The organism is Microbispora bryophytorum (assembly GCF_006874465.1).
In the GTDB taxonomy this organism is placed as follows: Bacteria; Actinomycetota; Actinomycetes; order Streptosporangiales; family Streptosporangiaceae; genus Microbispora; species Microbispora bryophytorum.
This window is the reverse complement of record NZ_VIRL01000002.1, coordinates 362,273-386,224: the sequence shown is the minus strand read 5'-3', so window position 1 is coordinate 386,224 and position 23,952 is coordinate 362,273. Positions and strand designations below refer to the sequence as shown.

General features: G+C 70.5%; 25 protein-coding genes. 9 read left to right on the top strand and 16 right to left on the bottom strand.

Annotated elements, in window-relative coordinates; translation table 11 throughout:
- Positions 1 to 52: 52 nt before the first annotated feature.
- The 3 genes from FLX07_RS06090 to FLX07_RS06080 form a co-directional block, all read right to left on the bottom strand.
- Positions 53 to 865 (bottom strand): sensor histidine kinase, encoded by an 813-nt coding sequence (locus FLX07_RS06090; RefSeq protein ID WP_142568446.1) that lies wholly within the window; start codon positions 863 to 865, stop codon positions 53 to 55.
- A gap of 98 nt (positions 866 to 963) precedes the next feature.
- A complete protein-coding gene (gene trpD / locus FLX07_RS06085) occupies positions 964 to 2,013 on the bottom strand; it encodes an anthranilate phosphoribosyltransferase (protein ID WP_142568445.1) in 1,050 nt (349 codons plus the stop codon).
- A gap of 510 nt (positions 2,014 to 2,523) precedes the next feature.
- Positions 2,524 to 2,919 carry a hypothetical protein gene (locus FLX07_RS06080; RefSeq protein WP_142568444.1) on the bottom strand — a complete coding sequence of 132 codons (396 nt, stop codon included), beginning with the start codon at positions 2,917 to 2,919 and terminating at the stop codon, positions 2,524 to 2,526.
- Between the two features lie 111 nt (positions 2,920 to 3,030).
- Between FLX07_RS06080 and ctaE the strand changes: the two genes are divergently transcribed.
- From ctaE to qcrB, 4 genes are read left to right on the top strand one after another with little or no spacing between them, the layout of a single operon-like run.
- Positions 3,031 to 3,699, top strand: coding sequence for an aa3-type cytochrome oxidase subunit III (gene ctaE, locus FLX07_RS06075; RefSeq protein ID WP_435822318.1), 669 nt, complete (start codon positions 3,031 to 3,033; stop codon positions 3,697 to 3,699).
- Positions 3,700 to 3,716: 17 nt separating this feature from the next.
- A complete protein-coding gene (gene qcrC / locus FLX07_RS06070; RefSeq protein ID WP_142568442.1) occupies positions 3,717 to 4,526 on the top strand; it encodes a cytochrome bc1 complex diheme cytochrome c subunit in 810 nt (269 codons plus the stop codon).
- Complete coding sequence (qcrA, locus tag FLX07_RS06065; RefSeq protein WP_142568441.1) at positions 4,523 to 5,602, top strand: cytochrome bc1 complex Rieske iron-sulfur subunit; 1,080 nt, start codon at positions 4,523 to 4,525, stop codon at positions 5,600 to 5,602. Before qcrC ends, qcrA begins: the two co-directional genes overlap by 4 nt.
- Entirely contained in the window at positions 5,599 to 7,230 is a 1,632-nt protein-coding gene (qcrB, locus tag FLX07_RS06060; RefSeq protein ID WP_142568440.1) for a cytochrome bc1 complex cytochrome b subunit, read from the top strand. Before qcrA ends, qcrB begins: the two co-directional genes overlap by 4 nt.
- Before the next feature lie 101 nt (positions 7,231 to 7,331).
- Here qcrB and FLX07_RS06055 read toward each other — a convergent pair whose 3' ends face one another.
- The gene (locus tag FLX07_RS06055; RefSeq protein WP_142568439.1) at positions 7,332 to 7,985 is read right to left on the bottom strand and encodes a response regulator; all 654 of its coding nucleotides are present in this window, start codon (positions 7,983 to 7,985) and stop codon (positions 7,332 to 7,334) included.
- A complete protein-coding gene (locus tag FLX07_RS06050; RefSeq protein WP_142568438.1) occupies positions 7,982 to 9,256 on the bottom strand; it encodes a sensor histidine kinase in 1,275 nt (424 codons plus the stop codon). The genes FLX07_RS06055 and FLX07_RS06050 overlap by 4 nt, the downstream gene beginning before the upstream one ends.
- A gap of 80 nt (positions 9,257 to 9,336) precedes the next feature.
- On the opposite strand from FLX07_RS06050, the gene FLX07_RS06045 reads away from it, so the two are divergent.
- On the top strand, positions 9,337 to 10,443 hold the full coding sequence (locus FLX07_RS06045) for an alpha/beta hydrolase (protein ID WP_142568437.1): 1,107 nt from the start codon (positions 9,337 to 9,339) through the stop codon (positions 10,441 to 10,443).
- Positions 10,433 to 11,647, top strand: coding sequence for an acyltransferase family protein (locus FLX07_RS06040; RefSeq protein ID WP_208762097.1), 1,215 nt, complete (start codon positions 10,433 to 10,435; stop codon positions 11,645 to 11,647). Before FLX07_RS06045 ends, FLX07_RS06040 begins: the two co-directional genes overlap by 11 nt.
- Here the strand turns inward: FLX07_RS06040 and FLX07_RS06035 are convergent.
- From FLX07_RS06035 to ctaC, 4 genes are all read right to left on the bottom strand, one after another.
- Positions 11,604 to 12,776 (bottom strand): L,D-transpeptidase, encoded by a 1,173-nt coding sequence (locus tag FLX07_RS06035; protein WP_142568436.1) that lies wholly within the window; start codon positions 12,774 to 12,776, stop codon positions 11,604 to 11,606. The genes FLX07_RS06040 and FLX07_RS06035 overlap by 44 nt on opposite strands.
- 140 nt (positions 12,777 to 12,916) lie before the next feature.
- Entirely contained in the window at positions 12,917 to 13,312 is a 396-nt protein-coding gene (locus FLX07_RS06030) for a cytochrome c oxidase subunit 4 (RefSeq protein WP_142568435.1), read from the bottom strand.
- Entirely contained in the window at positions 13,309 to 14,973 is a 1,665-nt protein-coding gene (gene ctaD / locus FLX07_RS06025) for an aa3-type cytochrome oxidase subunit I (RefSeq protein ID WP_229689635.1), read from the bottom strand. The genes FLX07_RS06030 and ctaD overlap by 4 nt, the downstream gene beginning before the upstream one ends.
- Positions 14,970 to 15,800, bottom strand: a complete 831-nt coding sequence (gene ctaC / locus FLX07_RS06020; protein ID WP_142568433.1) for an aa3-type cytochrome oxidase subunit II — start codon at positions 15,798 to 15,800, stop codon at positions 14,970 to 14,972. The genes ctaD and ctaC overlap by 4 nt, the downstream gene beginning before the upstream one ends.
- A 187-nt stretch (positions 15,801 to 15,987) precedes the next feature.
- Between ctaC and FLX07_RS06015 the strand changes: the two genes are divergently transcribed.
- On the top strand, positions 15,988 to 17,121 hold the full coding sequence (locus FLX07_RS06015; protein WP_142568432.1) for a cysteine desulfurase family protein: 1,134 nt from the start codon (positions 15,988 to 15,990) through the stop codon (positions 17,119 to 17,121).
- Positions 17,121 to 17,435: a sulfurtransferase TusA family protein gene (locus FLX07_RS06010; RefSeq protein WP_142568431.1), complete on the top strand. Its 315-nt coding sequence runs from the start codon at positions 17,121 to 17,123 to the stop codon at positions 17,433 to 17,435. Before FLX07_RS06015 ends, FLX07_RS06010 begins: the two co-directional genes overlap by 1 nt.
- 24 nt (positions 17,436 to 17,459) lie before the next feature.
- Here the strand turns inward: FLX07_RS06010 and FLX07_RS06005 are convergent, their stop codons facing one another.
- Both FLX07_RS06005 and erpA read right to left on the bottom strand, forming a co-directional pair.
- Positions 17,460 to 18,446 (bottom strand): carbohydrate kinase family protein, encoded by a 987-nt coding sequence (locus tag FLX07_RS06005; protein WP_142568430.1) that lies wholly within the window; start codon positions 18,444 to 18,446, stop codon positions 17,460 to 17,462.
- Positions 18,447 to 18,637: 191 nt separating this feature from the next.
- Positions 18,638 to 18,991, bottom strand: coding sequence for an iron-sulfur cluster insertion protein ErpA (gene erpA / locus FLX07_RS06000; RefSeq protein WP_142568429.1), 354 nt, complete (start codon positions 18,989 to 18,991; stop codon positions 18,638 to 18,640).
- 196 nt (positions 18,992 to 19,187) lie between these two features.
- On the opposite strand from erpA, the gene nadA reads away from it, so the two are divergent.
- Positions 19,188 to 20,342 (top strand): quinolinate synthase NadA, encoded by a 1,155-nt coding sequence (gene nadA / locus FLX07_RS05995; protein ID WP_208762096.1) that lies wholly within the window; start codon positions 19,188 to 19,190, stop codon positions 20,340 to 20,342.
- Between the two features lie 170 nt (positions 20,343 to 20,512).
- Here the strand turns inward: nadA and FLX07_RS05990 are convergent, their stop codons facing one another.
- The 5 genes from FLX07_RS05990 to FLX07_RS05970 are packed head-to-tail and all read right to left on the bottom strand — an operon-like array spanning position 20,513 to position 23,815.
- Positions 20,513 to 21,268, bottom strand: a complete 756-nt coding sequence (locus FLX07_RS05990) for a maleylpyruvate isomerase family mycothiol-dependent enzyme (RefSeq protein WP_142568427.1) — start codon at positions 21,266 to 21,268, stop codon at positions 20,513 to 20,515.
- Between the two features lie 16 nt (positions 21,269 to 21,284).
- The gene (gene pspAB, locus FLX07_RS05985) at positions 21,285 to 21,833 is read right to left on the bottom strand and encodes a PspA-associated protein PspAB (RefSeq protein WP_142568426.1); all 549 of its coding nucleotides are present in this window, start codon (positions 21,831 to 21,833) and stop codon (positions 21,285 to 21,287) included.
- A 13-nt stretch (positions 21,834 to 21,846) separates the two neighbouring features.
- Positions 21,847 to 22,737, bottom strand: a complete 891-nt coding sequence (gene htpX, locus FLX07_RS05980; protein ID WP_142568425.1) for a zinc metalloprotease HtpX — start codon at positions 22,735 to 22,737, stop codon at positions 21,847 to 21,849.
- Complete coding sequence (gene pspAA, locus FLX07_RS05975) at positions 22,737 to 23,015, bottom strand: PspA-associated protein PspAA (RefSeq protein ID WP_142568424.1); 279 nt, start codon at positions 23,013 to 23,015, stop codon at positions 22,737 to 22,739. Before pspAA ends, htpX begins: the two co-directional genes overlap by 1 nt.
- Positions 23,012 to 23,815, bottom strand: coding sequence for a PspA/IM30 family protein (locus FLX07_RS05970; protein ID WP_142568423.1), 804 nt, complete (start codon positions 23,813 to 23,815; stop codon positions 23,012 to 23,014). The genes pspAA and FLX07_RS05970 overlap by 4 nt, the downstream gene beginning before the upstream one ends.
- Between the last annotated feature and the right edge of the window lie 137 nt (positions 23,816 to 23,952).

The window sequence follows — 23,952 nt, the reverse complement described above, 5'->3', positions numbered from 1 at the left end:
CCCGGCCGAGCGGCGCGCGGCAGACCGGAGCGGGCAAGACAGGGCGCGGGGATCAGGCCGGACGCAGCAGCCGGACGCGGACCTCGAACCCGCCGGGAAGCGGACGCGCGGCGACCGAGCCGCCGAACAGCGCCGTGCGCTCCCAGGTGCCGACGAGCCGGTCGCGGGGGATCCCGTCGTCGTGAACGACGACCTCGACAACGGCGGGCAGCCACCGCAGCGTGACCGTCGCCGTGCGGGCCGTGCCGTACCACAGGGCGTTGCCCAGCGCCTGCTCCACGATGCGGTATGCCGTCAGCTCCAGCGTGGGGCCACTCCCCCGCTCACCGGCCTCGCCGAGCTCGGCGAACGAGACGGCGAGCCCGCTCGCACGGAAGTCGTCGATCATTCCGGGCAGGTCGCCCAGGCCCGGCTGGGCGCCGCGGCGCCGCCCGTCCGAGCACAGCAGAACCATCATGCGGCGCAGGTCGGACAGGACCCGGCGGCCCGACTCCTCCGCCTCGCGGAAGGTCCGCCGGGCCCGTTCCGGGTCCTTGTCCATGATCACCCGGCCTGCTCCCACACCCAGCGTCATCACGCTCAGGTCGTGGGCCACCAGGTCGTGCAGTTCCGAGGCGATCCGCAGGCGCTCCCAGACGGCGTCGTCCTCCGCGTCGGGGGGAACGGGGCGCCCGGGCCATGCGCCGTCCCCGCCCTCCGCCCGGACCTGCCGGTCGCTCCTGCCGCGGTCCCGTCCCGGGAAGGCCGAGCCGGGGCGAGAACCGGCCGAGGACGCGCCGCGGACACCGGCGGCGAGTACGGCCATCCCGCCGCGGGCCAACGCGGCCCATCGGCGGACGACGCGAAGGGCGAACAGACGCATCATGGCGGGAACGGTACGGCTCAGGCCGAACCATGCACGTCCCCATCAAGGCGGACGCCTGATCCGTCCAGCGGTGGAGGCGATCCGGATCAGGAGCCCGATCAGGCCTTACCGCCGAGCGTGCGGCTGATCTCGATCCAGCGCTCCAGGGTCTGCGCGGCCCTGCCCGAGTCGACCGCCTCGGCCGCGCGGTCGTACGCCACGCGCAGGTCGCCCGCCAGGTCGTCGCGAGGACCGTCGTAGGCGACCAGGCCGGCCGCCGCGTTCAGCAGCACCGCGTCGCGCACCGGCCCCGTCGCGCCGCGCAGCAGGTCGCGCACTGCCGCCGCGTTGAACTCGACGTCGCCGCCGCGCAGATCGTCCGGCTGGGAGCGGGGAATGCCGAGGTCGGCCGGGTCGAGCGTCGTCTGGGTCGCGGTGCCGTCCCGGACGACGAAGACCGTCGACGGGGCCGCGGTGGACAGTTCGTCCAGGCCGTCGTCGCCGCGGAAGACCAGCGCCGACACGCCGCGCTCGGCGAACACCCCGGCCATGACCGGCAGCATGCGCGCATCGAACACACCGATGGCCTGGGCGGCCGGGCGCGCCGGGTTGGCCAGCGGCCCGAGGAAGTTGAACACCGTCGGCACGCCGATCTCCTTGCGCGGCGGGCCGGTGAAGCGCAGCGCGGGGTGGTAGACGGGCGCGAAGCAGAAGGCGATACCCGCCTCAACCGCGACCCTGGCGGTGGTCTCCGGCGACAGGTCGAGGGCGACGCCCAGGTGCTCGAGCACGTCGGCCGCGCCGCACAGCGAGGAGGCGGCCCGGTTGCCGTGCTTGACGACCCGGGCTCCGGCCGCCGCCGCGACGATCGCGGCCATCGTCGAGACGTTGACGGTGTGCGCCCGGTCGCCGCCGGTGCCGACGATGTCGACCACCGGCCCCTCGACCGTGAGCGGGGTGGCGCGCTCGAACATGGTGCGGACGAGGCCCGTCACCTCGGCGACGGTCTCGCCCTTGGCCCGCAGGGCGACGGCGAAGGCGGCGATCTGCGCCGGGGTGGCCGACCCCGACATGATCTCCCCCATCACCCAGGCCGTCTCGTCGGCCGTCAGGTTCACACCCGCGAGCAGGGCGTTCAGCGTGGAGGGCCAGGTGGTGCGCGTGTCCATGGTGGGCTCCGCGGGATTCGATGTGGGGTCGGGTCGGCGGTTCGGTGTCGCTGGGCGGCGTCGGCGGTTCGGTGTGGGTTGGGCGGCGTCGGCGTGCCCGGGGTGAGGCGACGGCCCGATGACCCCGGGCCGGTGTGAGTCGCGAGTCAGTGAGTCGGGTGAGTCCGGTGAATCAGATGAGTCGGGTGAGTCGGTGACACGTGGGCCCCCGACCGGAGGCGACGGCGCCCGGCGTCGGTGCGCGCCCGGTGCCGCTCCCCACGGCTCCAGGACGCAAGGTTCCAGGAGCCGAGTTGCCAGGACCCGAGTCGCCAGGACCCGAGTCGCCGGAACCCGAGGTGCCAGGACCCAAGATTCCCGGGCCCCGAGGTTGCAGGCCTCAAGGTCCACGCCCAGGTTCCGGGCCTCCAGGTTTGGGGCCCCAGGTTCGGGCCTCCAGGTTCGGGGCCCGGCGCTGACGCGCCCGGATCGGTGCGCCCAGGTCAGTGCACCCGGATCGGTGCGCCCAGCTCAGTGCGCCCGGGTGAGGCTGAGGCGGCGCCGCATGAGATCGGCCACGGCCTCGGCGAAGACGACGGGGTCGATGGGCTGTGCGACGACGGCGTCGGCGCGGGACCAGTTGGCCAGCCACCGGTCGTCCCTGCGGGCGATGAGCAGCAGGATCGGCGGGCAGTTGTGCACCTCGTCCTTGGCCTGCCGGCTCACCCCCATGCCGCCGGCCGGCTGCGCCTCGCCGTCGAGGACGGCCACGTCGATGTCGCCGGAGTCGAGGTGCTTGATCACGGCCGGCTGGGTCGCGCACTCGACGATCTCGACGAGGGGCACGTCAGCGGCGGGGCGCCGCCCGATGGCCAGGCGCACCTTCTCGCGGGTGCCTGCGTCGTCGCTGTAGACGAGAACCCTCATTTCACGCTCACTGTCGAATCGCGGGGTATGGTCATCGTGATGCTACCGGCGCGGCTGCAGGACTCGCAGCCCCGGGGCGATTGGCATGACATGCCCGTTTCGTAGGCGCGTATGAACCCTAGCGGGGGGTCGTGGGGCGACCCGACCTGGGGAGCCGCAATAATGCTGGGCGTGGCGACAGCATCCGCAATTACTACGACGACGAGACCGCACGGGTCCAGCCGGCCGAACCTGGTTCAGGTCGGGACCATCGTGTGGTTGTCCTCTGAGCTCATGTTCTTCGCGGCGCTGTTCGCGATGTACTTCACCATCCGGTCGGTCAGCCTTGGGCAGGGCACGCACTGGCCCGAGGCGGACCTCAACGTCCCGTTCGCGACCTTCAACACGACCGTCCTGGTCCTCTCGAGCGTCACATGCCAGCTGGGCGTGTGGGCTGTCGAGAAAGGCCAGGTCAAGAAGCTGCGATTTTGGTATCTCGTAAGCTTCTTGATGGGTGCGTTCTTCGTGGGCGGGCAGCTCTGGGAGTACGGGCACCTGGCGGAGGAGGGTCACGTCCTGTCCCACTCCCCGTACGACTCGGTGTTCTACCTGACCACGGGCTTCCATGGCTTGCACGTGACGGGTGGTCTGATCGCGTTCCTGTTCATCCTGGGACGTACGTACGCCGCGAAGCGCTTGACGTATGAGCAGCAGACCAGCGCGATCGTCGTGTCCTACTACTGGCACTTCGTCGACGTGGTCTGGATCGGCCTTTTCGCGACCATCTACATCATCAAATGATCGGAACGGGGATTTCGGTGAACTCCATCACCGCCCGACGGCGCCATCCCCTCGCGCGAGTCGCCGTCCTGGCACTCGCGCTGGGCCTGCTCGGCGGCGGCTACGCGCTCGCGGCGCCGAACGGCAGCACCGCGGACGCCGCGATCGCGTCCGGCAAGGCCGACGACGTGGCGCAGGGCAAGAGCCTCTTCGTGGCGCACTGCGCGAGCTGCCACGGGTTGAACGCCGAGGGCACCAAGAAGGCTCCGACGCTCATCGGCGTCGGAGCCGCCGCTGTGAACTTCCAGGTGAGCAGCGGCCGTATGCCCGCCGCCGACGCCGGTCCCCAGGCTCCGCGCAAGCCGCGCGCCGAGTGGGCGACCGACCAGGCCGTCGACCAGCTCGCGGCGTACGTCCAGTCGCTGGGCGGCGGCCCGACGGTGCCCGGCGCCGAACAGGTCGACCCGGCCAAGGGCGACCCGGCCAAGGGCGGCGAGCTCTTCCGCGCCAACTGCATCCAGTGCCACAACTTCGTGGGCGCAGGCGGCGCGCTGACCTACGGCAAGTACGCGCCGCCGCTGAACCCGGCGACGCCGACGCAGATCTACGAGGCGATGGCCACCGGCCCGCAGGCGATGCCGGTGTTCAACGACTCGACCATCACGCCCGAGCAGAAGCGTGACATGATCGCGTACATCACCCACGTGCGGTCGCAGGTCGACCCGGGCGGTTCGGGACTGGGCCGTATCGGCCCCGTCACCGAGGGCCTTGTAGCGTGGGTCGTGGGTCTCAGCCTCCTGGTCCTGGCCTCCATCTGGATCACAGCGAAGAAGCGGCGTGCGGCATGACAGAGCAGAACGAGTACCCCGAGAGCAGCCGCGTGCCGACGCGCGTCCTCGGCACGCCGCCCGCAGACGCGCCGATCGTCGACAGCGACCCGATCCACGCGCCCGAGGGTGTTCCCGGCGTGATCCCGCAGGACCCCGTCAAGGCCCGCAAGGCCGAGCGCCTCGTCGCGCTGCTGTTCCTGATCACCTTCCTGGCCGGGGCCGGCTTCATCGCCTCGTACGTGATCTTCCAGGTCGGTACGATCGACAGGACGGCGACGTCGAACTACACGCTCGGCGGCACCCTGGCCCTGGCCCTGCTCGCGCTGGCCGCGGGCCTCACGGTCTGGGTTCGGCAGATCATGCCGAAGTACAACCTCGTCCAGGAGCGCCACGAGATGCGCTCCGACGACGAAACGCGTGAGTACGTCGGGGAGACCTTCCTCCAGGGCGCCGACGAGAGCGGGTTCGTCAAGCACCGGCTGCTGCGCCGCACGCTGCTGCTGGCCGCCGCTCCGCTGGGCCTGGCCCCGCTGGTGCTGCTGAAGGACCTCGGCCCGCTCCCCGGGACCGCGCTCAGGCACACCGTCTGGGGCGCGCCCACCAAGGACGGCAAGCCGCGCCGCCTCGTGGTCGAGGGCAGCGGCCAGCCGATCCGCGCGGCGGACTTCAACTCGCCCGGCGGCATCCTCTCCGTGGTCCCCGAGGGCTACGAGGAGGACCTGAACGCGCTGGCCAAGGCGACGCTGATCCTGCTCAAGTTCCGTCCGGAGGAGCTCAAGTCCGGCACGAACCTGAACTGGACGCACGACGGCATCGTCGCCTACTCCAAGATCTGCACCCACGTGGGCTGCCCGGCGGCTCTCTACGAGCAGACGACGCACCACATCCTCTGCCCGTGCCACCAGTCGACCTTCGACGCGGCGGACGGAGCGAGGGTCGTCTTCGGCCCCGCCGCCCGGCCGCTGCCGCAGCTCCCCATCGGAATCGACGAGGAGGGCTACCTCGTCGCGAAGTCCGACTTCAAGGTCCCCGTCGGCCCCAGCTTCTGGGAGCGTGGCGACGCTGAAGCGGAAGCTAGGGAGAACGCATCATGAACGCTCCCCCGAAAGCCATTTCCGGCGTATCGACCTTCGTCGACGACCGCATCGGCGCGGGGAACTTCCTCAAGCGCAACCTGAGGAAGATCTTCCCCGACCACTGGTCGTTCCTCCTGGGGGAGATCGCGCTCTACTCGTTCATCATCCTGCTGCTGACCGGCACGTTCCTGACGTTCTGGTTCAAGCCGAGTATGGGCGAGGTCACGTACACGGGCAACTACGCCCCGCTGTACGGCGTGAGGATGTCGGAGGCCTACGCCTCGGCGCTGCACATCAGCTTCGACGTCCGCGGCGGTCTGCTGATGCGGCAGATCCACCACTGGGCGGCGCTGCTGTTCGTGGGCGGCATGACGGTGCACATGCTCCGGATCTTCTTCACCGGCGCGTACCGCAAGCCGCGCGAGCTCAACTGGATCATCGGCATCCTCCTGCTCTCGCTGGCGCTCCTTGAGGGCCTCACCGGATACTCCCTCCCCGACGACCTGCTCTCCGGCGCGGGTCTGCGGATCACCCAGGGCGTCGCCCAGTCGATCCCGATCGTGGGCACCTACGTCTCGTTCTTCCTGTTCGGCGGCGAGTATCCGGGCCACGACGTCATCTCGCGGTTCTACTCGATCCACATCCTGCTGATCCCGGGCATCCTGCTCGCGCTCGTCTCGGCCCACATGATCCTCATGTGGGTGCAGAAGCACACGCAGATGCCGGGCAAGAACAGGACCGACAAGAACGTGGTGGGCGCTCCGTTCTACCCGGCCTTCATGATCAAGTCGGGCGCGTTCTTCCTCTTCACGTTCGGCGTCATCGCGCTGCTCGGCACGTTCGCCCAGATCAACCCGATCTGGCTGTTCGGGCCGTACACACCGGCGGACATCTCGGCCGGCTCCCAGCCCGACTGGTACATGGGCTTCCTGGAGGGCGCGCTCCGCCTCATGCCGTCGTGGGAGATCAACTTCCTCGACCACACGGTGACGTTCAGCGTGCTGATCCCGGCGCTGGTGCCGCTGGGCCTCGTCATGACGGGCCTGGCGCTGTACCCGTTCCTGGAGCAGTGGATCACGGGCGACCGCCGCGAGCACCACATCGCCGACCGGCCGCGCAACAACCCGCACCGCACGGCCATCGGCATCTCGGGCATGACGTTCTACGGCATCCTGTGGCTGCTTGGTGCCAACGACGAGATCTCGGCGAACTTCCACGTCGACCTGTACACCACGACCTGGTTCGGACGATTCGCCATCTTCATCGGCCCGGCCATCGCGTACTGGATCACCTATCGGATGTGCATCGGCCTCCAGCGCAAGGACGCCGAGGTGCTGTCCCACGGCGTGGAGTCCGGCGTCATCAAGCGGATGCCGAACGGCCAGTACATCGAGGTCCACACGCCGCCGGCGGAGGACATCGCCGCGCACATCCGCGGCAAGCAGGAGATTCCGGTTCTCGAAAGCGCCGAGGACGGCGAGGGCATCCCGCCCAAGGGCGCCCGCAGCGCGATCGGCCGGCTCCGCGCCAAGATGAGTGAGGCGTACGGAACCGACCGGGTCCCGCTGACCGACGGCCACCACGAGGAGGCCCACGAAGAGGAGCACGCGGGCGTCGGCGCCGGCGACCGCAAGGAGCTCCACTGACGGGCACCTGACCGACCGGCACGAAGCGGCCCGGCAGGGGGAACCACTCCCCTGGCCGGGCCGCTGTGTTTCCCGCTTCGCTCATCGGGGCGCTCTGCCGCTCAGACGGCCGGTGACACGAGGCCCGTCTCGTAGGCGATGATGACCAGCCGCACGCGGTCGCGGGCGCCGAGCTTGGCGAGCAGCCGCGTCACGTACGTCTTGACGGTGGCGGCGCTGATGAACAGCTCGGCGGCGATCTCCGCGTTGGACAGGCCGCGCCCGACGAGGGTCAGCACCTCGGCCTCCCGCTCGGTGAGCCCTGTGGCGCGCGGAGGCCGCGGGCCGGGCGCGGGACGGCCCGCGAACTCCTCGATCAGCCGGCGGGTCACGCGCGGGGCGATCAGGGCCTCACCGGCGGCGACCACCCGGATGGCGGCGAGGATGTCGTCCAAGGCCATGTCCTTGACGAGGAACCCGGACGCCCCGGCGCGCAGCGCGCCGTAGACGTACTCGTCGTCGTCGAAGGTCGTCAGGACGAGGACCTGGGCGCCACAGCCCACGGTGATCAGCCGGGTGGCCTCGATGCCGTCCATGCCGGGCATGCGGATGTCCATCACCACGACGTCGGGCTCGACGTCCTCCGCCATCCGCACCGCCTCCGCGCCGGTGCCCGCCTCCCCGGCCAGGTCGAGGCCGGGCGCATCGGCGATCACCATCCGCAGGGCGGCGCGGACCAGCGGCTGGTCGTCGGCGAGCAGCACCCGGACGGTCATCGCACTCCCGTGGGCACGGGCAGCCGGGCCGCAACCCGGAAGCCTCCCCCGGGACGCGGCCCGGCGGCGAAGGTCCCGTGCAGGACGCCGACCCGCTCGCGCATCCCGATCAGGCCGTAACCTCCTTCGGCGTCACCGCCGCGCCCGTCGTCGAGAACCTCGATGCGCACCTCGTCGTCCCGGTAGCCGATCGACACCCGGCACGATGTCGTGCCGGCGTGACGCACCACGTTGGTGACGGCTTCCTGGACGATGCGGTAGGCCGACACGTCGATCTCCGGCGGCAGTGGACGAGGCTCCCCCGACCGGCGCACGTCGACCCGTACGCCCGCCTGCGTGATCGTGGCGGCCAGCCGGTCAAGGTCGGCGAGCCCGAGCCCCGACTCCCGATGCCCCGACTCCGGATGTCCCGGCTTTGGATGCCCCGGTTCCATGGGCGCCGGTTCTAAGGGCGCCGGCTCCAGCGGCACGGGCGGCCCCGTACGGCCCTGCTCGGGGCCGCGCAGCCCGCCGAGCATCCGGCGCAGCCCGGAAAGCGTCTGCCGACCGGCCGTCTCGATCTCCCCGAGCGCGTCATGTGCCCGATCCGGCTGGGTGTCGATGACCCGCCGGGCCGCGCCGGCCTGGAGCGCGATGACGCCGATGCTGTGGGCGACCATGTCGTGCAGCTCACGGGCGATTCTGAGCCGCTCGTCGGTGACCGCCTGGGTCGCCGCGCGGACGCGCAGTTCCTCGGCGTGCTCGCGAGACTCACGCACCGAGTTGCCGAGGAGCCAGGCGATGACGGTCGTCAGGGCCACGGCCGTCTCGGACGACGTCGTGATCGGCCACCCGCACATCAGCCGCACCGCCAGGTAGCCGCCCAGCACGGCGAGGGCCAGGAGAACGGCGACGACACCGGTCGCGCGCGGCCGTCCGGCGGCGATGAAGAACACCGCGACCTCGGCCGCGAGGAACTGAGGCAGCGGGATCTCCGCCACGCCCAAGGGCATCGTCCCGAGAGCGGACGCGGTGAGCAGCAGGACCAGAGCCCACAGCGGGCGGCGGCGCAGCAGGGCACCTCCGGCCAGCGCCAGTGCGGTGGCCACCGCCATGTCGACCTGGCCGTCCCATCGGAAGAACTGCGCCGCCGGCCGGGCGGCGGGGTACCACTCGCCGGGAAGTTGCAGCCGCAGCAGGAACGTGAACGCCATGCCGCCACACCAGGCGAGGACCACCCAGGCCCCGGGCGGCAGCCGCTTCAGAAGCGGACTCGGAGGTGCGACCTGCATGATCAGATCGTAACCGGGCGTCCCTTTTGCAGGCATCCGACCAGGGGTCTACATCCGCGGTCTGACCGGTGCCGCGGTGAATGTCCCTGGTGGTCCGATGCGGCGCGGACGCGCCGCACGGCACCGTGAACCGGGTGATCGACACCCCACAGCCGACGGGCGTCCACGACCGTCCACCGGCGCCGCTCCCCCTCCCCCGCGGCGGCACGGGCGCACGCCCTCACCCCAGCCCCGCCGGGAGCCGCCTACGCCGGACCCTGCTCGCCGCACTCGTCGCCGCCGCGCTCGCCGTCCCGGTGACCGGCGCGGCACGTCCCGAGGCGGTCGCCGCGCCCGTCCCGCCTCCCCTCGCCCCGCTGCGCGCCCTGACCGCCGTGAGCCTGGCCGAGCGGTACGCCGCGAGCCGCGGCGCGATTGAGGCGGCGATGCGGACCGCCACGGCCGCGGGTCACCGATGGCGGGCCGCGATGCTGCGCGCGATGGCCGGCCCCGACCGGCACTTCCTGTCCTTCGACGGCCGTGACGGCGGCCGGGCCGCCGAGGTGTTCGGCGAGCTGGCGACCGCCGACCGGATCGCGGTGGTCGTCCCCGGCTCCGGCACCAGCCTCGACACGTACGGGCTCCTGCGGGGCGGCTCGATGCGGCTGCGGCGGGCGATCGGCGGCCGGGGGGCCGTCGTCGCCTGGCTCGGATACCGGACCCCGAGCACCGTGAGCCTCCAGGCGCTGACACCCGGCCGCGCGGACGAGGCCGTCCCCGCACTACGCGCCTTCGTCCGCGACCTGGCCCGGCTCAAGCCCGCCGCCCGCATCAGCCTGCTGTGTCACTCGTACGGCGGCGTGCTGTGCGGCCGGGCCGCGCCCGGGCTGAACGTCGCGGACATCGTCCTGTACGGCAGCCCGGGCGCCGGCGTGGACGACGTGGCGGCGATGCGCACTCCTGCGGCCGTGTGGGCCGCACGCGGCGCCGGGGACTGGATCGCCGATCTGCCGCACGTGGCGGTGCGCCTGCCCTTCGCCACGGTCGGGCTCGGGGAGGATCCCATGGATCCCCGGTTCGGCGCCCGGATCTTCGCCGCGGGCGACGGCGGGCACAGCGACTATCTGAAAGACGGATCGCCCGCGCTGGCGAACATCGCCCGGATCGTGTCGGGGCATACTGCGGCCGAGGTGAGCCATGCTTCGTGACCTCGTCCCGCGTCTCAAGGAGGCGGCAGCGGCCCGGCGCGAGCGCCTCTCGGAAACACCGCGCGAGCGCGCCGCGGAGACACCGCGCGACCGTGCCGTCGACGCGCTGCGTGCCCTCGCCATCGTGGGTGTGGTGCTCGGCCACTGGCTGGTGACCGCCCCGGTCGCCGACAGCGGCGTCCTCCGCGTGACCAGCCCGTTGAAGTACATGCCGCAGCTCGCGCCCGTCTCCTGGCTGTTCCAGACCATGGCCGTGTTCTTCTTCGTGGGCGGCCGGGTGGCCGCCGGGAGCCGCGGCCGCGCGCGGGACCGGGGCGTGGGCCACGGACGGTGGGCCGCCGCCCGGATGGCCCGACTGTTCCGGCCCGTCGTGCCCGTGCTGGGGGTGTGGAGCGCGGCGGCGGTCGCGATGCTCGCCTGGGGCGCCGATCCCGGGACCGTGTACGCGCTGGTCAAACTGGTGTGGTCGCCGATGTGGTTCCTGCTGGTCTTCGCGGCGCTGACGGCGGCGACCCCGCTCGCCGTCCGGCTGCACCCGGTGTGGCCGATCGCCGCCGTCGCGGTGGCCGACCTCGTCAGGTTCGGCCTGAGCGGGCCGTCCTGGATCGGCTGGGTCAACGTGGGGACCGGCTGGCTGGTGCCGTACTGCCTGGGCGCCCTGTGGGCGCGCGGGCGGCTGGACGGCCGGGTGACCGGATGGGCGCTGCTGCTCGGCGGGGCCGCCGCCACCGCCGGTCTCGTCCTGTGGGCCGGCTATCCGGCGTCGATGGTCGGGGTGCCGGGCGCGCCGGTCTCCAACCAGTCCCCGCCCACGCTTGCGGCCGTAGCGTTCGGGCTGGCCCAGTGCGGGGCGGCCCTGGTGCTGTCCGGGCCGTTGCGGCGGGTGCTGCGCCGTCCCGCCGCCTGGGCGCTCGTGGCGGCGGCCAACCTCTCCGCGATGACGATCTTCCTGTGGCACCAGACCGCGATGATCGCGGTCACGGCGGCGGCCCTGCGGCTCGCGGGCGGGGCGCTGCCCGGCCTGCACACCGTCCCCGGCGATCCCGGCTGGGTGGCCGCCCGTCTGGCGTGGCTGCCGGCGTTCGTGGCGGCCCTGGCCGTGTGCGTGGCGGCCTTCCGCCGCCACGAGACGCGCCGCCCGGCCGGTGGCGGAAAGCCGCTCAGAGGGCCTCGGCGGGAGCGGCACGCAGGCGGCTCCGCTTGAGCCAGGCCGGCCAGGAGTCCTGCCAGTAGCTCCAGCCGTTGGTCGCCTCCAGCCTGCGCGGCGTCCCGGTCACGACGATCGGGTCGCCGATCAGTGTGTTGTTCTTGAACCACTTGGCGTTCTCCGGGCTGACGTTCACGCAGCCGTGGCTGACGTTGGAGTTGCCCTGGTCGCCGACGGACCACGGAGCGCCGTGGACGTACTCGCCGGTGTTGGAGATGCGGACGCTGTTGTACACGGTCGTCTCGTAGTAGCCGGACTGCCCCGGCGAGGCGTCCGGAGACGTCATGACCGTGACGTCCTCCCTGGACATCGCCACGTGGATCCCGCTGGTGGTGTGGTGGCGGAGCACGCCGCCCATGCCCGCGCTGATCGGCATGTTCTTGATCTGCTTGCCGTCCCGCTCGATCTTCATGTAGTGGGTCTGGGTGTTGGCGACGCTGATCTGCGAACGGCCGATCTCGAAGTCCCGCACGTAGTCCTGCTTGCCGTACATGCCCTCGCCGCCCCTGATGCCGGCCATGAGTGCGGTGACGCGGACCTTGGTGTGCGTCGGCCAGTACTTCTCCGGCCGGAAGACCACGTTCTTGTCGTCGAGCCAGTGCCAGGCGCCGTCGATGGGCTTGGACGCCCGCACGATCAGGTTGCGCTCGACGGACACACGGTCGCCGATCGGCTTGTCGAAGGTGATGATGATCGGCATGCCGACGCCGACCGTCAGGCCGGTGTCCTGCTTGTTGGGCAGCAGGGTGGAGATGCCGAAGGTCTTGGCGGCCTGTTTCGTGGCGAAGCGTACCGTCCTGGTGGCCGAACCGCCGGAGCCCGCGGCCGTCGCCTCGACGCTGTAGGCCGTCCCGGGAGCCATCGGACGCTCGCTGCGCCACTGAGTGCGGTCGGGGCTGAAGACGCCCGCCACGGACCGTCCAGCAGCCTGTACGGCCACGTGGGTGAGTTTGCCGTTCGCCGCGCCGATCAGGATCGGAAGCTCGGGCGGCAGGTCGGCGGCCCCGTCGAGCGGACTGATGCTGATCGCCGTCCCCGCGCCTCGATCCTCGTCCCGCCCACCCGAGGTGGAACACCCGGCAACCATCACGAGAAGGGCCAGCGCCCCCGCCCCAGCAGCACGCACGTCCGTCCCCCTAGCGTCGCTTTCAGGGGTTATTCCCAGGTGACGTACCGTTCGGGCAGTCCAGGGACCGCGTGCCGGCAAAGAACGCGAACGGCCGGTCGGCGAGATCGCCGACCGGCCGCCCAGCGGGGTTCACGCGCTCAGTGCGAGAAGTTGCCCCGGTAGTACTGGAACACGAATCCGATCATGCTCATGACCGTGCAGAACACGCCGATGAAGAACAGCCACCAGCCGATCGCGAAGCCGAAGAACGTCAGCGCGGCCGACAGGCACACGAACAGCGGCCACCAGCTGTGCGGGCTGTAGAAGCCGATCTCGCCCGCGCCGTCGCTGATCTCGGCCTCCTTGTTGTCCTCCGGCTGGTCGCCGATGCGACGCGCGGTGAACAGCAGGTAATAGCCGATCATGAGGGCCAGGCCGACGGAGATCGCCATGGCGGTGGTGCCGGTCGGCTCCTTGGACCAGAACCAATAGACCACGTCCGCGGCGGCGAAGAAGACGCCGCAGAGCAGGAACATCCATCCCTGGATCTTCATCGGGACTCCTCCACCAGCTCCGGCTTGGCGGTGATGTGCGGGTACTTGAGATCGAACGCCGGGCGCTCGGACCGGATCCGCGGCAGCGACACGAAGTTGTGCCGCGGCGGCGGGCAGGAGGTCGCCCACTCGAGCGAGCCACCGAAGCCCCACGGGTCGTCCACGGTGACCTTGGGCGCCTTACGCCACGTCACCCAGACGTTGTAGAAGAACGGCAGGGTGGACAGGCCCAGCAGGAGCGCGCCGGCCGAGGAGATCATGTTCAGGTCGGTGAAGCCGTCGGCCGCCGAGTAGTCGGCGTACCGGCGGGGGAACCCGATGACGCCCAGCCAGTGCTGCACCAGGAAGGTCAGGTGGAACCCGAAGAACAGCAGCCAGAAGTGGAGCCTGCCGATCTTGTCGTTCAGCATCTTGCCGGTGAACTTGGGCCACCAGAAGTAGAAGCCGGCGAACATCGCGAACACCACGGTGCCGAAGACCACGTAGTGGAAGTGGGCCACGACGAAGTAGGTGTCGCTGATGTGGAAGTCCAGCGGGGGCGAGGCGAGGATGATGCCGGTCAGACCGCCGAACAGGAAGGTCACCAGGAAGCCGACCGCGAACAGCATCGGCGTCTCGAACGACAGGTGACCTCGCCACATGGTGCCGATCCAGTTGAAGAACTTCACACCGGTCGGCACGGCGATCAGGAACGTCATGAACGAGAAGAACGGCAGCAGCACCTGTCCGGTGACGAACATGTGGTGCGCCCAGACGGTGACCGACAGGCCGGCGATGGCGATGGTCGCGCCGACCAGTCCGACGTACCCGAAGATCGGCTTGCGGCTGAAGACCGGCAGGACCTCGGTGATGATGCCGAAGAACGGCAGCGCGATGATGTAGACCTCGGGGTGGCCGAAGAACCAGAACAGGTGCTGCCACAGCATCGGCCCGCCGGTGGGCGAGTCGAAGATGTGGGCGCCCAGCTTGCGGTCGGCCTCCAGGGCGAGCAGCGCGGCGGCCAGCACCGGGAACGCCAGCAGCACCAGGATGCTGGTCAGCAGGATGTTCCAGGTGAAGATCGGCATCCGGAACATCGTCATGCCGGGGGCCCGCATGGTGAGGATCGTGGTGATGAAGTTCACCGCGCCGAGGATCGTGCCGAGACCGGACAGTGCCAGGCCCATGACCCACAGGTCGCTGCCGAGGCCCGGCGAGGTCACCGCGTTGGACAGCGGCGCGTACGCGGTCCAGCCGAACGACGCGGACCCGTTCGGGGTGAAGAAGCCGGAGACGGCGATCGTGCTGCCGAACAGGTAGAGCCAGTAGCTCACCATGTTCAGCCGCGGGAACGCCACGTCAGGGGCGCCGATCTGCAGCGGCATCAGCTCGTTGGCGAAGCCGGCGAACAGCGGCGTCGCGAACATGAGCAGCATGATCGTGCCGTGCATGGTGAACAGCTGGTTGAACTGCTCGTTCGACACGACCTGCAGCCCCGGCTGCGCGAGCTCGGCCCGCATCACCAGCGCCATGAGGCCGCCGATGAGGAAGAACACGAACGACGTGATCAGGTAGAGATGCCCGATCACCTTGTGGTCGGTCGAGGACAGCCACTTGGCGATGACCGTGCCCTTGGTGTACGGCCGGGCGACGACGCCCGCCGGTTCCTGGATGGCGGTCACTGCGCACTCCCCGCCTGGCTCTTGATGTACTGGTCGAATTCGGCCTGCGGCACGAGCTTCACGGAGAACAGCATCTTGCTGTGGTCGGTGCCGCAGAGCTCGGCGCATCGGCCGACGAAGACGCCCGTCTTGTCGAGCGTCGTGATCTGGAACTGGTTGCGTACGTTGCCCGGGAAGACGTCCTGCTTGAACAGGAAGGCCGGCACCCAGAACGAGTGGATGACGTCGGGCGAGTGGAGGTCGAACTGCACCTGGGTGTTGACCGGCAGCACGAGCTGCGGACCCTGCGGGTTCTCCGCGCTCTGCTTGCTGAGGTCGACCGGCACGCCCGCGACGACAGCCTTCTGGCCCTGGTATTCGGTCGTGAAGCGCCAGCTCCACTGGTAGCCCTCGACGGCGACCTTGACCGGGGCGGCCTTGGTGATCCGCGTGATCTCGGTCTCGTCACGGGCCGTGAAGTAGAAGAAGACCGCGACCATGATGACCGGGACCACCGTGTAGAGGATCTCGATCGGCAGGTTGTAGCGCACCTGCGGAGGCAGCTGATCGGGGCTGTTCTTCTTCTTCCGGTGGAAGATGCACGCCCACAGGATCAGTCCCCAGACGACCACGCCGGTGGCGAGAGCCGCGATCCAGCTCCCGTTCCAGAGCGTCTGGACGATGTCGGCCTGCTTGGTGACACCTTCCGGCATGCCCCCACGGGACCACTGATCGATCGCCTGGTTGCTACACGCCGTCCCGGACGCCACCAGCAGCGCCAGGGCGGCGGCTCCGGGCAACCGGCGGCGTGCCCACGGTCGCCGTGTCGTACGGCGGGTCGGACTCACGGATCGCCTACCCCACAGATGAAGCCCAGGAGTTCCTCTCCTGGGTGGTTTTTCCAATTGACCCTTGGGTGAGACCGGCACCAGCCTTGTGACCGGTCTGCCCATTACTTTGTTGAGTTCACGCTGGGGGACACATTAGCGCGGACCGGCGCCGCCCCTCTGAGCAGCCCCCGTTAATGTCCTAACTGTGGCCTACCTCGACGCGGCGTCGACCGAACCTCTCCATCCCGCGGCCCGTGACGCCTTGCTGGCGGCGATCGACGCCGGCTGGGCCGATCCCGCCCGCCTGTACGGCACGGCGCGCCGCGCCCAGATGTTACTGGAGCGCGCGCGGGGAGAGGTAGCCGAACTGATCGGCGCCCGGCCCGACGAGGTGTCGTTCACCTCGTCGGGGACGCAGGCCGTCCACCTGGGAGTGCTCGGCACGCTGGCCGGCCGCCGCCGGGCCGGGACGCGCCTGGTGACGGGCGCCGTCGAGCACTCCAGCGTCCTGCACGCGGGCGAGGTCCACGAGCACGCCGGCGGCGAGATGGAGATCGTGGGCGTGAGCCGTACCGGCCGGGTGGACGCGGGCGCGTTCGCCGAGTCCGTCGCGCGCCCCGGCACGGCCCTGGCGTGCCTGCAGACGGCCAACCACGAGGTGGGGACCCTTCAGCCGGTCGAGGAGGCGGCGCGGGCCTGCCGGGAGGCGGGCGTGCCGCTGCTGGTCGACGCCGCCCAGTCGGCGGGCCGCCTGCCGATCCCCGAGGGCTGGTCGGTCCTCACCGCGAGCGCGCACAAGTGGGGCGGCCCGGCCGGGGTGGGCGTGCTGGCGGTGCGCAAGGGCGTGCGCTGGCGCTCGCCGCTGCCCGAGGACGAGCGGGAGCGACGGCGCGTGCCGGGGTTCGAGAACGTGCCCGCGATCGTGGCCGCCGCCGCGGCCCTGCGCGCCCGCTCCGAGGAGGCGCAGGCCGAGGGGCGGCGGCTGTCCGCCCTGGTCGACCGGATCCGCGCCGAGGTGCCCCGCCTGGTGCCCGACGTGGAGGTCGTCGGCGACCCGGTCCTGCGGCTGCCGCACCTCGTGACGTTCTCCTGCCTGTACGTCGAGGGCGAGGCGCTGCTGACCGAGCTCGACAAGGCCGGTTTCGCCGTCTCGTCCGGCAGCTCCTGCACGGCGAGTACGCTTCGTCCATCGCATGTTCTGGAGGCAATGGGCGTGCTTACGCACGGAAATGTGCGGGTATCGCTGCCCCGGGGCGCGTCCGAGGACGACATCGATCGTTTTCTCGCGGTGCTCCCGGACATCGTGCGGCGGATCCGGTCGAGCTTGGGGGTGCACTGATGTGGCGCAGACGGACGGGCGGCGCCCGGCGGTCTCCCGAGGCGGCTCAGGCCGAGCTCGCCGAGCCGGTCCAGCCGGTGGAGCCGCCCGCGCTGACGATCGACGCGCTGGGCCGCAAGTGCCCGATCCCGATCATCATGCTGGCCGAGCGGATCAACCAGGTGGCGACGGGCGGCGTGGTCGCCGTGCTGGCCGACGACCCCGCCGCGTTCACCGACGTCCCGGCCTGGTGCCGGTTGAAGTCACACGAGCACGTGGCGAGCTACGAGCTGCCGCAGGGCGGCTGGTCCATCCACGTGCGCCGCAACTACTGAGCCGCGCCTGACGGCTCGGCGTTCTCAGGCGTAGTGGCAGCGGGCGTGCGCGCCCACCTCGTCGGCCGCCGCGGAGCCGTACGCCCCGGCGAAGCGCTCCAGGAAGACGCGCTGGCCCAGCTCGTACTCCTGGCAGCCGACTCGCTCGAGCACGTGGGTGGCGGTGAGGTTGCCGATCTGGGCGCAGCGCTCCAGCGGCAGCCCCCAGGACAGGCCCGCGAGGAACCCGGCGCGGAAGGCGTCGCCGACACCGGTCGGGTCGGCCTTGCCCAGCTCCGGAGCCGGCGAGATGTGCAGCGACGGCTCGCCCTTGCGGTCGATCCTGGCGCCCTTGGGGCCGAGGGTGGTCACCCGGACACCGACCCGGTCAAGGATCTCCTCGCCGGACCAGCCCGTCTTCTGCTCGATCAGCCCGAGCTCGTAGTCGTTGCTGAACAGGTAGGCCGCGCCCTCCACGAGCTGGCGGATCTCCTCGCCCGGCATGCGGGCGAGCTGCTGCGACGGGTCGGCGGCGAACGGGATGCCCCGCCGGCGCGCCTCGTCGGTGTGCCGCAGCATCGCCGCAGGGTCGTTGGGGCTGATCAGCACGAGGTCGAGCCCGCCGAGACGCTCGGCGACAGGGCCCAGCTCGATCTCCCTCGCCTCGGCCATCGCGCCGGTGTAGAACGAGGCGATCTGGTTGTGGTCGTCGTCCGTGGTGCACAGGAAGCGCGCCGTGTGGTGCAGCTCGGAGACGTGCACCGAGGCGCAGTCGACGCCGTGGCGCTCCAGCCAGGAGCGGTAGTCGGCGAAGTCCGCGCCGACCGCGCCGACGAGGACCGGGGTGAGCCCGAGGCAGCCCATGCCGAACGCGATGTTGGCCGCGCATCCGCCGCGGCGGATCTGCAGATCGTCGACGAGGAACGACAACGACACCCGGTCGAGCTGCTCGGCGATGAGCTGGTCGCCGAAGCGGCCGGGGAACGTCATCAGATGGTCGGTGGCGATGGAGCCGGTGACGGCGATGCGCACGGGGTCATTCTCCTCGTTGTCAGCATCAGAGAGAAAGGGCCGGGACGTTGATCCCGCCGAACCTACTGAGCGTACCGTCTCAGGCATGACGACGCCCCGCACGGAACGTTCCGTACGGGGCGTTCGACCCACGCTCCACATGGCACGAGCCCGGCACCGCCGGGCGCGTGCCCGTCGTCAGCCGGACGACGTCAGTTGAACGAGTCGCCGCACGCGCACGACCCCGTCGCGTTGGGGTTGTCGATGGTGAAGCCCTGCTTCTCGATGGTGTCCACGAAGTCGACCGTGGCCCCGACGAGGTACGGCGCGCTCATCCGGTCGGTGACGACGTGCACGCCGCCGAAGGTGGAGACCACGTCGCCGTCCATCGAGCGGTCGTCGAAGAAGAGTTGGTAACGCAGGCCGGAACAGCCACCCGGCTGGACGGCCACCCGGAGCTGCAGCCCCTCCTCGCCCTGCTGCTCGAGCAGGCTCTTGACCTTGCCGGCGGCCGCGTCAGTCAGGATCAGGCCCTGCTGCGTGGTCTCGCTGCTCTCAACCGTCATGTACTGACTCCCGCGTCTGCGCCAACCGCCCTTCGGGGCGGTCGATTGGTTCCGACGTCCTATCTAGACGCTACCAACACCCGTGAAGCCTTACACATTCCACCTGGCTCACGGGCAACCCGCGCGACGAACCAGGCGGTGTGATGTGTAATCATTAGTCGTCAGTTAGACGATAAGTCCCCTAGGGGGTGTGGTCGTGACGATCACCGAGACCGGTCTTCCGCTCTTCATCCTCGGCCAGGGCACCGATCCGCACAGCGAACGCGGCGTCGACTGCCCGGGCGAGCTGCCTCCCGCGTCCGATCCGACCCTCGTGGAGCGCGCCCGCGCGGCCAAGGAGCGGCTTGGCGACCGGTTGTTCGTGCTCGGTCACCACTACCAGCGTGACGAGGTCATCCAGTTCGCCGACGTGACCGGCGACTCGTTCAAGCTCGCCCGCGAGGCCGCCGCCCGGCCCGAGGCCGAGTACATCGTGTTCTGCGGTGTGCACTTCATGGCCGAGTCGGCCGACATCCTGACCGGTGACACGCAGAAGGTGGTGCTCCCCGATCTCGCCGCCGGCTGCTCGATGGCCGACATGGCGACCTTCACCCAGGTCGAGGACTGCTGGGACGCCCTGGAGGACGCCGGCATCGCCGACCAGGTGGTGCCGATCACGTACATGAACTCCAGCGCGGACATCAAGGCGTTCTGCGGACGGCACGGCGGCGCCGTGTGCACCTCCTCCAACGCCAAGCGCGCCCTCGACTGGGCCTTCGAGCAGGGCGAGAAGGTGCTGTTCCTGCCCGACCAGCACCTGGGCCGCAACACGGCCGTGCTGGAGATGGGGCTGTCGCTGGACGACTGCGTGGTCTACAACCCGCACCGCCCGAACGGCGGCCTCACCCGGGAGCAGCTGGAGAACGCGAAGATGATCCTGTGGAAGGGCCACTGCTCGGTCCACGGGCGTTTCTCCGCCGAGTGCGTGGACGAGGTGCGGGCCCGCATCCCCGGGGTGAACGTGCTCGTGCACCCGGAGTGCCGCCACGAGGTCGTGACGAAGGCCGACTTCGTCGGCTCCACCGAATACATCATCCGCAAGCTGGAGGACGCCCCGGCCGGGTCCTCCTGGGCCGTCGGGACCGAGCTGAACCTGGTGCGCCGCCTGGCCGGCCGGTTCCCTGACAAGACCATCACGTTCCTCGACCGGACCGTGTGCTACTGCTCCACCATGAACCGCATCGACCTGCCGCATCTGGTCTGGGCCCTGGAGTCGCTGGCCGACGGCGAGGTCGTCAACCAGATCACCGTCGACGCGGACACCACCCACTGGGCCAAGGTCGCCCTCGACCGCATGCTTGCCCTGCCGTAGTCGCGGCCGTACGACGCGGGCGCCCCCGGGATCTCCCGGGGGCGCCCGCGTCTTCCCGCCCTGTTCTCAGCACCCGGCTCCGGATCCGCGCCGCAGAACCACGCATCAGAACCGCGCCTCGCATCCGCGCCGCAGAACCACGACTCGGAACCGCGCCTCAGATCCGCGCCTCAGATCTTGGCGCGCTCGCGCCACCAGTCCAGCAGCGCCGCGTCGCCCTCGGCCGCGCCGGGCTCGCGCCGTCCCCACAGCGTCAGCATCAGCTCGCCGGTCGTCTCCGCGCGCACGGTGACATCCGCCGTCACGGCCGGGACGTCGGACCGCTCGTACGTGAACCCCTCGGGCGTGAGCCGCACGAGCCACGCCCCGCCCGTCTCCGTCCGCCAGGAGATCGTCTCCCCGTCGCCCCTCAGCTCGGCGATCTGGGGCCGCCAGCGGGTATGCGGGAGCAGGTCGAAGAACTCCCCCACCCCGTCGGCGGCGACGTCCTCGTCCACCTGCGGGGCGATGCCCAGGGCGATCTCGGCGTCGGCGCGGTGGACGACGGTCTCGTGGAGCTGGCGGCGGGACCAGAACCGAGCGCTGCGGTCCCCCGTCCAGTTCCACACCTCGTCGTCCGGGTCGCGGCCCTTCAGCGCCTCGGCGAGCTGTACGGCTCCCGCCTCCAGCCAGTCCGCGTGGCCGGCGAAGTCCTCGGGGAAGCCGAGGTCCATCGCGGCGCGGTCGTATCGGCGGCGGGCGCCATCCCGCACCATCGCGGCGGCCCACCGGTGGATGGCGCCGGTGTGCTCGACCAGCTCCCTGAGGTCCCATCCCGGGCAGGTCGGCACGGGCGTGGCGCCGTCCCGTCCCCGTACGGCCTCGGCCATCCGGCCGATCTGCGCGCTCGCGGCCTCGGTGCGCCGCAGGTGGGTCCACTCGGTCATGAGGACTCCCGAAGGGTCACAGGCCGGGGGCGCCCCAGACGGGAAACCAGCTCGCCAGCTCGGGCTCGATCGTGAGCTCGTGGTCCAGCACGCCCCGCACCTGTAGTTCCAGTGCGTTGTCGCGGCGCGATTCGCCGGCGGGGGCGAAGGGGTAGAACGTGCCGCGCTTGTAGAGATACACGATCGCCAGCGTCCTGTGCGAGGGGTCGGCGAAGGTGACGAGCGAGCACAGCAGCGACGGGCCGAACCCGGCCGACTCCAGGGACGAGTTCGCGGCGTGGAGGTCGGTCACGAGCCCGGCCACGTCGGGGTTGCGCACCTGCAGCCAGGTGTAGCCGTAGGAGTCCCGGGAGACCTCGACCCGGCCCATCAGCGCCTCGATGTCCTGTTCGAGCCGGGCGAACGCGCCGCCCTCCGCGGCGCGGAAGCACACCGAGCCGGTGCCCGCCGGGGCGAATCCGGTGGCGGCCTGCAGCGTGACGGCGGCCGACGGCAGGCCGAACAGCGCGTCCAGATCGGGCCTGGCGGGCTTGGAGCGGCCGAGCAGGGCGTCGAACCAGCCCATCAGTGCCTCCTCATCAGCGGCCCAGGGCCGCGGAGATCCTGGCGAGCTGGTCCAGCCTGCGCTCCAGCGACGGGTGGGTCGACAGCAGCGAGGCGATGCTCTGTCCCGACAGGGCGGGCGCGAAGAAGAAGGCGTTGAACGGCTGCGCCTCGCGCAGGTCCCTGGTCGGGATCCTGCCGATGTCTCCGCTGATCTTGACCAGGGCGCTGGCCAGAGCGCTCGGCTGCTGCGTCAGCAGCGCGCCGGCGCGGTCGGCGGCCAGTTCGCGGTAGCGCGACAGCGCCCGCGTCAGCAGGAAGCTGACGGCGTAGACCAGCCCGGAGACCGCGAAGATGATCAGGCCGACCGGGGGCCCGTTGTCGTTCCTCCGGCCGCCCAGACCGGTGTAGAGCGCGAAGCGCGTCATCAGACCGGCCACGACCCCCAGGAACGAGGCGATCGTCATCACCGCCACGTCCCGGTGGGCCACATGGGACATCTCGTGGGCCAGCACCCCTTCGAGCTCCCGGGCGTCGAGCCTGCGCAGGATGCCGGTGGTCACGCAGACCACCGAGTGCTTCTGGTTGCGTCCGGTGGCGAACGCGTTCGGAAGGTCCGAGTCGGCGATCGCCACCCGCGGCTTCGGCATCCCCGCCATCGCGCTCAGCCGGTCGATGATTCCATGCAGCTCGGGGGCCTCCTGCGGGGAGACCTCCCGCCCGTGCATCGCGAACAGCGCGATCTTGTCGGACAGGAAGTACTGCGCCAGCAGGAAACCCCCGGCGATCACGAGCACGGTGACCGCACGCACGCCCATCGCGATGAGGAGGGCCACGAACGCGACGTAGAGCAGCCCGAGCAGGAACATCGTCACGGTCATCCGGACGGTGAGTCCGCGATCAGGGGCGAAGCGCGTGGATGCCATCAGCCAGGGATGAGCCCGGTGTCGCCGAGCATCTCCCGCACTTCCTCGATGGAGGCGTCGGCCGGAGGCAGGATCAGTTCGGACGGCTCGAGCGAGTCGTCCGGCAGGGCCTTGCCGACGTGACGCACCTTGTCGAGGAGCGCGTGCAGCTTGGTGCGGAACTCGATCTCGTCGTCAGACTCGATCGCGGCCTCCAGCTCGCTGTCGAGCTCGTTGAGGACGTCGATGTCGGCGGCGCCGATCTCGACCTGTCCCTCACCCATGATTCTGACGATCACAGTCCCTCCCCGGGCTGGCGCAGCTGCTGGGTGTGCTGCTGGCTGGACGGGGCGGCCTGGCCCTGCTGCTGACCGGGCTCGATCGCGCTCCTGGGCGCCGGGCCCTGGCCGAGCTCGGCCTTCATCTTGGCGAGCTCCAGCTCGACGTCCGAGCCGCCGCCCATGCGGTCGAGCTCCGCCTGGATGTCGTCACGCTGCCCGGTGAAGTCGTCCAGCGCGCCGCTGGCCAGCAGCTCGTCGATCGCGCCCGCGCGCGCCTGCATCTGCGCGGTCTTGTCCTCGGCCCGCTGGATCGCCAGGCCGACGTCGCCCATCTCCTCGGAGATGCCGGAGAACGCCTCGTTGATCCGCGTCTGGGCCTCGGCCGCCGTGTAGGTGGCCTTGATGGTCTCCTTCTTCGTGCGGAAGGAGTCGACCTTGGCCTGAAGCCGCTGGCTGGCGAGGGTGAGCTTCTCCTCCTCACCCTGCAGGTTGCCGTACTGGATGCGCAGGTCGGCGATCTGGGTGTTGAGACCGTTGCGGCGGGTCAGCGCCTCACGGGCCAGATCCTCGCGCCCGGCCGACAGGGCCTGCCTGCTCTGGTTCTCCAGCTTCGTGGCCTGCCCTTCGAGCTGGTTGATCTGCAGCTCCACCCGCTTGCGGCTGGTGGCCACGTCGGCCACGCCCCGGCGGACCTTCTGCAGCAGCTCAAGCTGGCGCTGATAGGAATAGTCCAGCGTCTCCCGCGGATCCTCCATCTTGTCCAGGGCCTTGTTGGCCTTGGACTTGAAGATCATGGAAAGTCTCTTCATCACGCTCATGCGCGTCGGCCGTCCCCTTCTCAGGTTGTGCGTGGGTGATCCCAGCCGTCTCAAACCCCTTGTCAGGCGGCGCAGCCGCCTGGGTTCACCCTACGCATAACGCGCGAGGGCGTCACTAAGTTGCACTCCCGGTAGGC

Bases quoted from the DNA above. Each gene is read 5' to 3' on its own strand.
- FLX07_RS06090 (WP_142568446.1), bottom strand. From the start codon at position 865: ATGATGCGTCTGTTCGCCCTTCGCGTCGTCCGCCGATGGGCCGCGTTG.
- trpD (WP_142568445.1), bottom strand. From the start codon at position 2,013: ATGGACACGCGCACCACCTGGCCCTCCACGCTGAACGCCCTGCTCGCG.
- FLX07_RS06080 (WP_142568444.1), bottom strand. From the start codon at position 2,919: ATGAGGGTTCTCGTCTACAGCGACGACGCAGGCACCCGCGAGAAGGTG.
- ctaE (WP_435822318.1), top strand. From the start codon at position 3,031: ATGAACCCTAGCGGGGGGTCGTGGGGCGACCCGACCTGGGGAGCCGCA.
- qcrA (WP_142568441.1), top strand. From the start codon at position 4,523: ATGACAGAGCAGAACGAGTACCCCGAGAGCAGCCGCGTGCCGACGCGC.
- qcrB (WP_142568440.1), top strand. From the start codon at position 5,599: ATGAACGCTCCCCCGAAAGCCATTTCCGGCGTATCGACCTTCGTCGAC.
- FLX07_RS06055 (WP_142568439.1), bottom strand. From the start codon at position 7,985: ATGACCGTCCGGGTGCTGCTCGCCGACGACCAGCCGCTGGTCCGCGCC.
- FLX07_RS06050 (WP_142568438.1), bottom strand. From the start codon at position 9,256: ATGCAGGTCGCACCTCCGAGTCCGCTTCTGAAGCGGCTGCCGCCCGGG.
- FLX07_RS06045 (WP_142568437.1), top strand. From the start codon at position 9,337: ATGTCCCTGGTGGTCCGATGCGGCGCGGACGCGCCGCACGGCACCGTG.
- FLX07_RS06040 (WP_208762097.1), top strand. From the start codon at position 10,433: ATGCTTCGTGACCTCGTCCCGCGTCTCAAGGAGGCGGCAGCGGCCCGG.
- FLX07_RS06030 (WP_142568435.1), bottom strand. From the start codon at position 13,312: ATGAAGATCCAGGGATGGATGTTCCTGCTCTGCGGCGTCTTCTTCGCC.
- FLX07_RS06010 (WP_142568431.1), top strand. From the start codon at position 17,121: ATGTGGCGCAGACGGACGGGCGGCGCCCGGCGGTCTCCCGAGGCGGCT.
- erpA (WP_142568429.1), bottom strand. From the start codon at position 18,991: ATGACGGTTGAGAGCAGCGAGACCACGCAGCAGGGCCTGATCCTGACT.
- FLX07_RS05990 (WP_142568427.1), bottom strand. From the start codon at position 21,268: ATGACCGAGTGGACCCACCTGCGGCGCACCGAGGCCGCGAGCGCGCAG.
- pspAB (WP_142568426.1), bottom strand. From the start codon at position 21,833: ATGGGCTGGTTCGACGCCCTGCTCGGCCGCTCCAAGCCCGCCAGGCCC.
- htpX (WP_142568425.1), bottom strand. From the start codon at position 22,737: ATGGCATCCACGCGCTTCGCCCCTGATCGCGGACTCACCGTCCGGATG.
- FLX07_RS05970 (WP_142568423.1), bottom strand. From the start codon at position 23,815: ATGAGCGTGATGAAGAGACTTTCCATGATCTTCAAGTCCAAGGCCAAC.